At 54.7% G+C, this 12,216-nt stretch carries 12 protein-coding genes; 8 read left to right on the top strand and 4 right to left on the bottom strand.

Going from position 1 to position 12,216, the window contains the following annotated elements; genetic code table 11:
- Window positions 1-5 precede the first annotated feature (5 nt).
- The 3 genes from AC2FJ5_RS00515 to AC2FJ5_RS00525 form a co-directional block, all read right to left on the bottom strand.
- The gene (locus AC2FJ5_RS00515) at window positions 6-323 is read right to left on the bottom strand and encodes a non-heme iron oxygenase ferredoxin subunit (protein ID WP_496792014.1); all 318 of its coding nucleotides are present in this window, start codon (window positions 321-323) and stop codon (window positions 6-8) included.
- 3 nt (window positions 324-326) lie between these two features.
- Entirely contained in the window at window positions 327-1,283 is a 957-nt protein-coding gene (locus AC2FJ5_RS00520) for a fatty acid desaturase family protein (RefSeq protein ID WP_496702245.1), read from the bottom strand.
- Window positions 1,284-1,439: 156 nt separating this feature from the next.
- Complete coding sequence (locus AC2FJ5_RS00525) at window positions 1,440-2,525, bottom strand: hypothetical protein (protein ID WP_496792015.1); 1,086 nt, start codon at window positions 2,523-2,525, stop codon at window positions 1,440-1,442.
- A 94-nt stretch (window positions 2,526-2,619) separates the two neighbouring features.
- On the opposite strand from AC2FJ5_RS00525, the gene AC2FJ5_RS00530 reads away from it, so the two are divergent.
- Both AC2FJ5_RS00530 and AC2FJ5_RS00535 read left to right on the top strand, forming a co-directional pair.
- Window positions 2,620-3,549, top strand: a complete 930-nt coding sequence (locus tag AC2FJ5_RS00530; protein ID WP_496691486.1) for a LysR substrate-binding domain-containing protein — start codon at window positions 2,620-2,622, stop codon at window positions 3,547-3,549.
- Window positions 3,550-3,645: 96 nt separating this feature from the next.
- Complete coding sequence (locus AC2FJ5_RS00535; protein WP_496792016.1) at window positions 3,646-4,695, top strand: aromatic ring-hydroxylating dioxygenase subunit alpha; 1,050 nt, start codon at window positions 3,646-3,648, stop codon at window positions 4,693-4,695.
- Between the two features lie 43 nt (window positions 4,696-4,738).
- Here the strand turns inward: AC2FJ5_RS00535 and AC2FJ5_RS00540 are convergent, their stop codons facing one another.
- Entirely contained in the window at window positions 4,739-5,527 is a 789-nt protein-coding gene (locus AC2FJ5_RS00540) for a phytanoyl-CoA dioxygenase family protein (RefSeq protein ID WP_496698233.1), read from the bottom strand.
- Window positions 5,528-5,883: 356 nt separating this feature from the next.
- Between AC2FJ5_RS00540 and AC2FJ5_RS00545 the strand changes: the two genes are divergently transcribed.
- The 6 genes from AC2FJ5_RS00545 (at window position 5,884) to AC2FJ5_RS00570 (ending at window position 12,210) form a co-directional block, all read left to right on the top strand.
- A complete protein-coding gene (locus tag AC2FJ5_RS00545; protein ID WP_496792017.1) occupies window positions 5,884-7,134 on the top strand; it encodes an FAD-dependent oxidoreductase in 1,251 nt (416 codons plus the stop codon).
- Window positions 7,135-7,147: 13 nt separating this feature from the next.
- On the top strand, window positions 7,148-7,405 hold the full coding sequence (locus tag AC2FJ5_RS00550; protein WP_496792019.1) for a sarcosine oxidase subunit delta: 258 nt from the start codon (window positions 7,148-7,150) through the stop codon (window positions 7,403-7,405).
- Complete coding sequence (locus AC2FJ5_RS00555) at window positions 7,392-10,262, top strand: 2Fe-2S iron-sulfur cluster-binding protein (RefSeq protein WP_496792020.1); 2,871 nt, start codon at window positions 7,392-7,394, stop codon at window positions 10,260-10,262. The genes AC2FJ5_RS00550 and AC2FJ5_RS00555 overlap by 14 nt, the downstream gene beginning before the upstream one ends.
- Window position 10,263: 1 nt before the next feature.
- The gene (locus AC2FJ5_RS00560) at window positions 10,264-10,761 is read left to right on the top strand and encodes a sarcosine oxidase subunit gamma (protein WP_496792021.1); all 498 of its coding nucleotides are present in this window, start codon (window positions 10,264-10,266) and stop codon (window positions 10,759-10,761) included.
- A 13-nt stretch (window positions 10,762-10,774) separates the two neighbouring features.
- Window positions 10,775-11,185: a RidA family protein gene (locus AC2FJ5_RS00565; RefSeq protein ID WP_496691493.1), complete on the top strand. Its 411-nt coding sequence runs from the start codon at window positions 10,775-10,777 to the stop codon at window positions 11,183-11,185.
- A gap of 92 nt (window positions 11,186-11,277) precedes the next feature.
- Window positions 11,278-12,210, top strand: a complete 933-nt coding sequence (locus AC2FJ5_RS00570) for an AEC family transporter (RefSeq protein ID WP_496691494.1) — start codon at window positions 11,278-11,280, stop codon at window positions 12,208-12,210.
- Window positions 12,211-12,216 lie beyond the last annotated feature (6 nt).

Genomic DNA, 12,216 nt, shown 5'->3' on the forward strand with positions numbered 1-12,216 from the left:
CACATTCATAGCCTGACCTGAACCATTCCATTTTCGACCCGAGTGTCAAAAATGCGCATTGCTCGCGTTGCGGGTGCTGACACGGGTTTGCCGTCTCGTACATCGAACGCGCCCTGATGCAACGGACATTCAATCACGTGTCCATCGAAGTAGCCGTCACATAAATCAGCGCCGCCATGGTTACAAAGCGCCAGCGAGGCATAAACACCGCTTGGCGTATCATAAACGGCAATTAGCCGTGGTCCGATCTCAACGCGCGTGACCCAGTTCTTTTCCAGCTTCGCAACATCGATCAGGTCGTGCCATGGTTTCTCATTTCCCATCGCTCAAACCTCTGCCGATTGCTCGGGTTCACGCTGCAAAATTTGCCGCAGAATGTCACGATGCGCTGCCAAATAGCCGCCTCTTTCGACAAAAATGTGATCCTTCAGCTTTTCATGCAAACGCGGCAGCGAATGGAATGGAACCGATGCAACGTAATGATGTTCCGCGTGATAGTTCATGTTCCAGCACAGAAAGGCCATCGGTGTTGATACTAGATTGGTGCGGGTGTTTTCCGACATCTGAGCAACCGTTGGTCGTCCCACATGTTCGGTCATTCGCACAAATCGCATAACTGGTTCCCCCAGAAACAGTGGAATGATCCAATACCAGATCAGGCCCCACCAGCCGGTCAGAGCCATGGCTAGAAAAATGGCGGTGTAAATGGCAAGCATCCTGCGCGCGTCCCGAAAAACCGCTTTGTGCTCGACCTTGGGGATAAAGCGCAACTCTGTCTCGTTCAGTCGTCCGCGGGCATGTCGGAACACTTCGGTGAACTTACCGCGCCAATAGGGCAGGGCTGAAAGGTAAAGAAGATACTGTCCAATCGTCTTGGGCATAGGGATAAGTTCAGGATCTTCGCCGGTGAGTTGGGTATAGGTATGATGGTCGCAATGCTCGTACCGGAAAAACCGGTGCGGCAGAATGATGATCAGCCCACAGATCTGACCAACCAAATCATTCAGCCAGCGTGTCCGAAACACTGTGTAATGGACACATTCGTGCTGCAACGAAAAATGATGCACCAGGACAACGCCTTGAAGGAACATTGCCGGCCAGATCAGCCAGCTGTTCCAGGCAAGTGTTATCAGCGTCGTGGTGAACGCAAGCAACAGGATCCAAAGCGCCAGATGGCGCAATCCCGGTCCGTTTGAACGTTGCATGAATCCTTTGAGTTCTTCGCGCGTGAGTTTTCCTTCGGCCAAGGCCTGAGTCAGCGGCGTAACGATAGCTTTTGACATATGGGTTCCATAATTTTGCCGGTGCGGGGGACTTTGCCCTCTTCGTACATACCGGCACCGGAGACGGGAGTGCTCCGCACCATAAGACCAACTTGATCGGGTCCTATTAACAATAGATCATCCTATCTGGGCGCGATTCGATCAAGTTAGGAATGATCAGATAACCGCACGCAATCCGATATTCGGATCAGGATCAGCAAACAATGCCGCCGCGCAGGAATGGCGATCGAGAATTGACGGTCCAGCAGGCAGCCGTTCAGCGTAAAAAACACCATTGTCCCAGTAAGCCTCGCCGTCGATCACAATGGTCGGATCGATTACGTTCCAGCTGATTTCACCGGGGGCATAAGCACCACAAGTGTGGAAATGCAGAATACGCGGATTGCCAAAAGCAGACCCGCCCCATCTTTCGTAATTTTCTCGCATATCCCAGGGATATCCGCAGCCTGGGTGAATCCCAGCATGCCATGAATGTACGAAATTACGATCTATGTCGAACTGCCCGGCAACCCGATCATAGTGGGCCTCAGCTCTTGCAACATTAGCAGGGTCGCCGTCAAACCGCGTTAGCTGGCCATTTTCCATGATTGCAAAAACCGGTTCGTCGAATTCGATAGTATAATTGTCATAATACCTCGACCCGGTCCCGGTAAGAAAACTGACGGCCACCCTGCCAGAAAAACTATGTGCTGGAACCGGTGTAAAGACGGACATTGGAAAGCGCAGGATCGAGGTATCCCCAGTGGGCTTCAGATCCATAATCGGGTGTCCACTTACATCAGTACCCAGCGGGCAGGTGATCCGGACTTCGTCTGCCGCATCAAGCACCGCATTGACGTCTGACTTGAGGTCCAAAAACGCATCGTGGTGGCCGTTCGAAAACCCCGAGCCCAGCAGTTCTTTGTTCACCGCAAAACTGACAATAATCCTTTTGCCCCGCGGCATGTCCGAAAACCGCAACTGATCGCCCAAGCGCGCCAAGAACAGGATGATGTCTGCAGCCCGAAATCGGACAAGAAGGTCGGGCGAGAGATGGGGGTTGTCAGGGTTGAAACCCACATCAACCGCATCAACAATTAGCCCTAGCTGCTGTGCCGCCTGGCTGACGATGTCTACACAATTTGAGTCGAAATACCCGAACTGCGGAGGCTCGTAGGCGATTAGCAACCGGTCGCCCGCTGTTGCATGGGCACAGTTCACCAGAAGGTTTAGCGCTCCTCGCCCGGGCGTTGTGTCGGACATCAGTACCCCCAAAGATTTGATCTTAGAAATCTAGAGCCCTGTATCGACTCTAATCCATTTGAAAGAAGTAATGCCTGACATTAGGATAGCTAATATGATCCTGAATTTGCCATATTCGGCGCTTCGCGCTTTTGAGGCGGTCGTCCGCCATTCCGGCTTTTCGCCAGCAGCCGAAGAGCTGGGTGTAAGTCAAAGTGCGGTAAGCCAGCATGTAAGGTCGCTGGAGGAATGGCTTGGCAGAGAATTGCTGGTGCGCGGTGCGCGTCAGTCACGTCCCACACGCGAGGGCGAACAGCTGGCTCTGGCTATATCCGATGGATTGGGGCGTATTTCTGACGTCTGCGCTCAGTTGCGGGATAAAACTCGCAGCGACCGAACAATAGTCATTTCATGTCTGCCGGGCTTTGCGTTTAACTGGTTGTTTCCGCGGCTTATTCACTTTGATTTGGCGCATCCCGACCTGTCGATTTCGATCGCTACAGATACCGGGCAGCACCCCTTTTCTGGTGCCGATGCGGATATCGGCATTCGGTATGGGCTGGGTGAGTACCCGGGGTTGCAGGCCGATCTGTTGATGGAAGAACGGCTTTTTCCTGTCTGTGCTCCAGCTCTGTTACCCGATCTTCATGGCATCAAAGATTTGTCTCGTCACACACTGCTTGTGGATGAAAACCTACGTCATGGTGCGGCTAACCCGACGTGGGAATTCTGGGCCCGGCAATGTGATCTTAACTTGCCGACAGTGCTGCGTACACGTCGGTTGGGGCAGTCGAATATGGTTGTACAAGCTGCAATCGAAGGGCTCGGCGTAGCGCTCGGTCGTGAGCCGCTCGTGATCGACGCACTCTGTGATGGCCGATTGGTGCGACCGTTCCCACATTTGACGCAATCGCCTTTGTCCTACTGGCTGGTGCGGCGGCATGAGACGAAGGATAGCCAAAAGGTCAGCGAATTCCTGAACTGGATTCATGCCGAAGCCAAAGCGCAACCCGACATCCCGCTGCTCGCAAACGAGTCAAATTAGTAGACCTTATATGTCCCATTACCAATCCAGCATGGCGAAGTGCGGGGAAATTACCCCATATTGGCGCAAGCTAGATATTGAACGGAGAGCGGGATCATGTATCTGAAAAACTGCTGGTATGTTGCCGCATGGAGCAAAGATATTGGTCGCGATTTGAAGGCCGAGACCTTTCTGGGCGAAAACGTCGTGCTTTATCGCCAGCAGGATGGCGCGCCGGTTGCCCTGGAGGATGCGTGCCCGCATCGCAAGCTGCCTTTGTCAAAGGGCAATCTGATAGGCGATCTGGTCGAGTGCGGCTATCACGGTTTGACTTTCGACTGCTCGGGCAAGTGCATAGACAGCCCCACCCAGCGTGGGATGACCCCACGCCGTGCGGTTGTCAAATCTTATCCGGTGGTTGACCGCTATCGATTGCTCTGGATCTGGATGGGGGATCCGGCACTGGCAAATCCTGATCAGATTTTCCCCGTAGAGAATTTCGATAACACAACCTGGGGCATGACGGATGGTGGCGTGATGGATATCGATTGCCACTACCTTTGGGTCTGTGACAACCTGCTTGATCCCAGCCATGTGGCTTGGGTGCACGTGAGTTCGTTTGCGGGGGCAGGGACGGACGAAGAACCATTGAACGTGGAAAAGACAGATCGCGGTGTAATCGTGTCGCGCTGGATTGAGAACAAACCGCCTTCACCTTACTATTCCAAGCTTGTGGCGTTCGGGGGCGAATGCGACCGCTTGCAACATTATGAGATGTGCATGCCTGCCATCGGGTTGAACAAGTCCATTTACACGCCGGTTGGAACCGGTGGGTATGACAAGAGTCCGGTTGCTGAAACCTTCATCAATATCTCATATAATTTCATGACCCCGATTGATGAGGATCGGACGAGGTATTTCTGGTTCCAGCATCGTAATTCCCTTGCCGACGATGCCGAAGTGTCAACCTACATGAATGACGGTGCGCGTATGGCATTTCTTGAGGATAAGGATGTGCTGGAGGCAGTCCACAAAGGTATGAAGAACGCCACCACGTCGAATATTGATTTGGGCCTCGATGCGGGCGCCAAACAATTCCGACGCGTTCTTGACCGTGCTATCGAGGCCGAGAATACGTCACAGGAGGCCGTCGCGCGGAAGGCCTGAGATCTTGGCAGAGGGCTGGGAAATCCAGCCCTCTGCCGCAGATTTACGCAGTTTCGTAGATGACGGGGAACCGTCCACCGGCAAACGGCGCGCCGGGTTTAAGACTGTCATCATGCAGCCATTCGGTGACGGAATCGCGTGGCTCATAAGTTGCTCCGTCAACGGCAAATCGGATTGCATACCCTCGCCTGCGACGGGTGGTGGTTCTGTTACCCATAGCAGAATGCACGGTCATCCCGTCAAAGGCCAATGCATCACCGGGCTGCATATTCTCAAAATGGAAGATGTCGTAGTCGTCGCGGTTTGCCTCAAAATCTGGCATATCGATATAGTCGGGATTGTCCTGTTCCAGATAGTGTAGAAAACCACCGAGTTGATCGGTTTTGAACGGACGGTACTTGGCCCCCCACGCATGTGAACCACGTACAAATTCCAGCGCTCCATTGTCCGGGTCGACCGGGTCAAGCGCGATCCACATTGTCATGATCGGGCCGGATACCGGCCAATAAGGCTGATCTGTATGCCATCCGGTTTGAGTCTGCGTTCCCGGCTCCTTCACGAATATTTGGTCATAGATCAGCGATGTCCATGGGCTGCCAGCTACCTGAGACACGCGCTGGCCGATATCCGACTTCAGGCAATAGTCCTGAAACACACCCGGCGTTTCACGCATATTCTTGTAGGCGAAATAGCGGTCGCCCTTTTTGATTTCGGTATCTACAGCGTGTCGCAGTTTGGTCAGCCATTCGTCAGATAGGATATCCCTTAGCAGCACGACACCGTCGCGTGCATAGGTATCCTGAACCGTCATAGTTTCAGTTGATGTTGTCATTGCTTTTCCATCCATAGATTCCACCCGAGATTGAGGGCGGTAAAAAAACAGGCGCTATGCGCCTAAGTTCTCATGGAGTTAGGATGTTGGAGAGCTGCGACAGTTTATGATGAAACAGGGCCATTTCGACCGGGTTGACCATTTTCCGGCTAGGTTTCGGTGAAACTGTTTGATGCGAACGTGCATGACGCACCCTACCCGAAATAACCTGACCAAACCAGCAAATACCACAACAAGTCATGCACGCGATGTGCGCGATGACTCGTTCAAATGCAGCGGCGCGCCAAAACGGGGATTGCATTCAGGTAAATTTATTTATTGACGAACGTTGCTTATTAGTAAATATAATTACCAACATGCAAAAATACTCTGTGTTCTCACTCGCTCGAAACGCGCTCTCTGGCCATCGCAACTGGCCCTTGGCCTGGCGAAGCCCACCCCTGAAAGACCAGTATGAAGTTGTCGTGATTGGGGCAGGGGGTCACGGTCTGGCCACTGCCTATTATCTGGCCAAGGAATTTGGCATTACCGACGTCGCCGTGCTGGAGCGAGGCTGGCTGGGCGGCGGTAACATCGCGCGCAATACGGTGACAATCCGTTCAAACTACATGCGGGACGAGTCGATCCCGTTCTATGTCAAATCAGTCGCAATGTACGAAGGGCTTACGCACGAGCTGAACTTCAATATGATGCACTCAAAGCGCACCATGGTAGATGTCGTACAGACCTGGCCCAAGCTGCGAGAGCTTCGGCGACGGCAATTGGTCATGGACATCTACGGCTCAACTTACGAGCAGATCAATACAGACGAATTGCGCCGTCGCATTCCCGCGCTGACTGGCGGAGGACCTGATGCTCGGCTGCCAATCATTTGCGGCATGGTACATACCGATGCGGGTGTGAACCGGCATGATGCAGTGGCCTGGGGATATGCCCGCGCGGCGGATGCGATGGGGGTCGAGATCCACCAGCAGACCGCAGTGCAATCGCTGATCCGAGGTGCAGACGGCGCGATCGACGGTGTCGAAACCAATCGCGGAACCATTCGAGCCAAGAAAGTTGTCGTAGCGGTGTCTGGACATACCACAACGTTGACGGAAACCGCCGGGCTGAAGCTGCCGCTGCGAACTATGAACCTGACAGCTTTTGTTTCCGAGCCAGTCCAGCCGTTGGTCGATGTGATCGTGAATTGCCCCGACAGCGGGTTCTATTTCAGTCAATCTGACAAGGGTGAAATGGTAATTGGCGGCGCGCCTGACATGGGCCAGAGCTTTCGCCGGGACATCAAGCAAAACGTGTTCGAAGATACTGTGACGACGATGTTGTCGTTGTTCCCGTCATTCAAAAAGCTCAAGCTGATGCGACAATGGGGCGGGCATCTGGATATCGCGCATGACGCCTCGCCTATCATGGATCAGACCGAAGTGCCGGGGCTGTTCATCACGGCGGGTTGGTGGGGTGGCTACAAGGCGATCCCGGCAGGCGGTCTGACCCTAGCCCATCTGGTTGCTAAGGGTCAGCCTCATCCGCTGATGTCTTCATTTACCCTCGACCGATTCCGTCATCTGGATTTTGTGATGGAAGCCGGCACCACAACCGCCCGATAGAGAGGACAGGACCATGTTGCTTATCCCCTGCCCATTCTGCGGCAAGCGTAACGAAAGTGAATTTATCTTTGGCGGCCCTGTCGGTGCCGATCGGCCTGATTCAAATGCCGTGAGCGCCGCGGAATGGGTTGAGTACCTGACTGTAGCACCGAACCCGTTAGGACCGGTGCAGGAAAAATGGTGGCACGGGCGAGGTTGTGGTGAATGGCTGACAATCTGGCGCGATACCCGAACCCATGACATTGTGGAGGCACCCGATGGCTCAGAGTAATCGTCGTGCCTCGGGTGGGCGTATAGATCGCACCTGCCCAATGACGTTCCGGTTTAACGGAAAAACCTATGAAGGTTACAAAGGAGATACTCTGGCCTCGGCCTTGCTGGCCAATGGGGTCCGTATCACAGCCCGCAGTTTCAAATATCATCGCCCGCGCGGCATCGTTGGTCATGGACCTGAGGAACCGGCGACTTTAGTCGAGCTGGACGGTGAAGATTCATCGGGTAACCGTCCGGCAACAACTGTGCCGCTGCGCGATGGGCTGAGCGCCCGCTCAGTCAACTGCTGGCCTTCGCTCGAGTTTGATCTTGGTGGCGTTAATCAGCTGTTAGGACGTTTCATTCCAGCGGGCTTCTACTACAAGACATTCAAGTGGCCCAACTGGCATCTGTTCGAACCATCTATCCGCAAAGCCGCGGGGCTGGCGGCAGCACCCGCGCAACCTCCTACTTCGGGCCACTTCGAAGCGCGTCATGCCTATGCCGATGTGTTGATCGCTGGTGCGGGACCTGCCGGATTGCAGACCGCGTTGGAGGCGGGCAGGGCTGGCAAACGTGTGTTCATTGCTGATGAGGGAACAGAGGCAGGTGGCAGCCTGTTAAACCGGGATCTAAATATCAACGGGCGATCCGCATTGGACTGGGTGGCTGAAGCTGTTGAAGAATTGCGTGGGATGGGCAACGTTATCCATCTGCAAAATGCAACTGTCTGGGCTTATCGCGAACATAATCTTTTGATTGCGAATGAACGGGAACCCTTAGAAGCCAATATTCTGGAGCGGAGCTGGCGGGTGCGTGCAGACGAGGTGGTTGTCGCCACCGGGTCCACCGAACGCGCCATGGTTTTTGCAGACAATGATCGGCCGGGCGTCATGCTGGCTTCGTCAGTACAGGCTTATGTCAATCGTTGGGGTGTCACTCCGGGACAACGAGTTGTTCTTTTTACCAACAACAACAGCGTTTACGCAGTTGCAGCTGACCTAATGGCAGCAGGTGTGTTGGTCGTCGCAATCCTAGACAGTCGCGATACAGTGCCGCAAGCCGCACTGGATATGGCAAAGGGCGTCACCGTTCATACAGGCACCGTCGCCGCAGGTGTGCGAGGTCACAAGCGGGTGCGCGCGGTACGTGCGGTATCCGTCAGTACTGGGGCGGAGACCTGGATCGATTGTGACCTGCTGGGCCATTCCGGCGGTTGGAACCCAACCGTGCATCTGTGGTCTCAATCCAGAAGTACTCTGCGGTTTGATGAGGAGTTGTCCGCTTTCGTACCCGATCAGGCCGCCCAAGCTTGCCGCGCTGTCGGAGCTGCCGCAGGAGAGTTGACGCTTGACGGGATTATCGAAGGAGGTTCGGACCTGCCCTATGCCATCGAGCCGCTATGGCGCGTAGACGTCGCGGGGCAACGTGGAAAGGCATTTCTGGATCTGCAGAACGATGTGGCGGTTAGCGATGTACACTTGGCCCTGCGCGAAGGCTATGACAATGTCGAGCACGTCAAGCGATATACCACCGGCGGCATGGGCATCGACCAGGGAAAAACCGGTAATATCAACATTATCGGTACTGTTGCGATGCAAAAGGGTGTGCCCTTGCAGGATGTCGGAACGACAACCTTTCGCTCTCCCTACACACCAGTTTCCTTTGGCGCGATCGGAGGCTTGCGCGAGGAGACAGTGCTGTTCCCCTACCGCCACACGCCGGTCACGCAGTGGAACAAGGACAATGGTGCGGTGATGTACGAAGCTGGCGCCCGTTGGCAGCGTCCTGGATACTTCCCCAAACCTGGAGAAGGGTTGCAGGAGGCTGTGAACCGCGAATGTCGTGCGGTGCGCGACGGTGTAGGCGTCTATGACGGCTCCCCCCTCGGCACATTCGAGCTGAAAGGGAGTGATGTCCCGCACTTTCTCGATTTTCTTTACTCAAATGTCATGTCCAGCCTGAAACCCGGTGACGGGCGTTATGGTCTCATGCTGTCTGATGACGGGCTGATCCTGGACGACGGGGTGGTCTTTCGGCTGGACGAGCACCGTTGGATGGTCTCAACGTCGACGGGTCATGCAGACGCGGTCAACCAGCACATGGAAAAGCTTCTTCAGACCGAGTTTCCCGACTGGCAGGTCATGATCACTACTGTGACCAGCCAATGGAACAACGCCACCATATGCGGGCCCCATGCACGCCATGTCATGCAGGCGTTGGGAACAGATATTGACCTGTCGTCTGAGGCCTTTCCTTTCATGTCTTTCCGCGACGGCACCGTGGCTGGGATCCCGGCCCGCGTCGTGCGTGTCAGTTTTACTGGCGAGCTGTCATTTGAGGTCAACGTCGCGCCGCGCCACATGGCTGCACTGTGGAACAAAGTGATCGAGGCGGGCGCGCCCTTTGGCATTCTGCCAGTGGGTTCGGAATCCAGCCACGTTCTGCGGGTCGAAAAGGGCTTTCTGTCACTGGGGCATGAGGTGGACGGCACTGTAGATGCCCACGATCTGGGTATGGGATGGGTCATGTCGAAGAAGAAGCCTGACTATTTGGGTAAGCGTTCGATTGAGCTGCGTCGTGAAGGTGGCGGCACCCGGCGAGAACTGGTTGGTATTCTTCCTGAAGACCCCAATCGACAAGTGCCCGAAGGTGCACCGCTCACCCCCGGAGGCCGAAAAGAAGCCACCGAGGGGCTCGTCACCGCCTGTGTCTGGAGTGTGGTGAACGACCGTTGGGTCGGTTTGGCGTTGCTGGAAAAAGGGCACGCGCGGCATGGGGAATCCGCCCATGTGCGCCTGAAAGATGGGGTGATCCCGGTCACCATTACCAAGCCGGTGTTCCACGACCCCGACGGCAAATTACTGAGGTCCTGAGATGAGCTATGACGTACAGATCACACGCCAGATTCTGAACGCACTGTTCGATCTCAAAGGGGCGTCGGCAGCGATTGAAAACTGGGTGGGGGACGCTTTGCCCCGTTTGTCCGATAAGCCTAATAGACGAACAGAGAAAGATGCGATTGAGCTGTATCACATCGGGCGAGACCACTGGATCGCCCGTGCTTCGCTGGATTTGGAACAAACGTTGAGAGCTCAGCTCAAGCCTACCGATTGTCCCGCCAATATCAGTATTGTGCAGATTTCGGATACTCTGGCCTTTTTCAAAGTAGTGGGTCCGCAGGCGGGCGAAGTGATGGCCATTGCCTGCCCGTTGGATCTGCATGACACTGCATTCGGCAAAGACGCTGTCACCTATACTGAACTGTTTGGCCTCAAGGCATTGGTGATGCGATGCAAGGATGGTTTCGAATTCGCTGTCGAACAGAGCTTTAGTGACATGGTAGAGGACTATCTGGCTCGCGCCGTCACCTGAAGAAAGGGATGCCATGACCCGCACACATATCCACAAGTACCAGACCCGCTATCACGCGCAGGCGACCTATTCCAAAGCGATCCGGGCCCGAGGTGATTTTGTGTTCATGCAGGGACAGGTTGGTACTCTGCTGGACGGAACATTGATTGGTGAAGGCGATCCGGGCGTACAGGCAGATCAGGCCTGCCGCAACATCCAGCGCTGGATGGAAGAAGCCGGGGGCAGTTTGGCGGATGTCTGCAAACTTACCGTCTATGTCACCGACATCTCCTATCGCCCCGCCGTTTACGAGGTGATCAATCGCTGGTTTGACGGCGTGCACCACTGTTCGACCGGTGTTGTCGTGCAGGGATTGGCTGATCCATCGTTATTGGTCGAAATCGATGCAATGGGCGTCATAGACGACGAGTCCGAAGCATCCTGATGACCGAGGTACAATTTCGGCGTCGAATGACATTGATCTTCACTCTTTGAAAGTGTCGGGTTGGGTGTGTTCATTTTTGCCCACGGATCGCCATGCTGACGACACTGACTTCCATCCTGCCGATCTTTCTGATCATCGCTTTGGGCTTGGCTCTTCGAAAGGGCGGCATCCCCAGCACCGATTTCTGGAACCTGAACGACAAGCTTGTCTATTGGGTACTGATGCCTTGTCTGCTGTTTACCAAAATCTCGCTGTCGCCACTCGATAAATCCGCGCTTGGCCTTTACTCGGTTACCATTCTGGGCGGGTTTGTTGCGGCGCTGATCTTTGCCTTCATAAGCGCGCGCCTTTTTGGGTTCGCGGCGCCGCAAGGTACGTCGATACTACAGGGAAGCGCCCGGCATAACTCATTCATCGGGCTGGCGCTGGCGGCAAATCTTTTTGGTCCCACAGGATTAGATATCGCTATTCTTGCGACTGCGATACTGGTGCCGACCACCAATATCGTAATGGTGGTCATGCTGGTCGGTGCACTGCAACGCGACAATGCCACCAGTTTGCCTGTAGCAATCCTGCGCGAGCTTGCCCGCAATCCTTATGTTATTTCGATATTGCTTGCGTTCGGCGCCAACCAGCTGATCGGTGACCGGATCCCGGTTTTACATGATGTAGCAGACGTTTTAGGGGCCGGGGCTTTACCGATTACCTTGTTGGCCGTAGGCGCAAATTTGAGAGTGCGCGCTATGGCCGCCAGTGTGTTACCGCTGATCCTTGCGTTCTTAGGCAAGATGGTGGTCTTCCCCATAGCGGTACTGGTGGTCGGGTTGGCGGTTGGATTGCCCCGGGACGTGCTGCAAATTGCTGTCGTTTATTCTGTGGTGCCAACTGGTGCATCCTCGTACACGCTGTCAAAGCAACTGGGTGGCGATGCCCCTTTGATGGCAGCGATTGTCACATTGCAAACCCTGATCGCCGCAGTGAGCATCCCTCTGTCTTTGGCAATACTGCTGCCGCTGGTCGGTTGATACAGC

The sequence above is a fragment of the Ruegeria sp. CDSA221 genome (assembly GCF_059611825.1).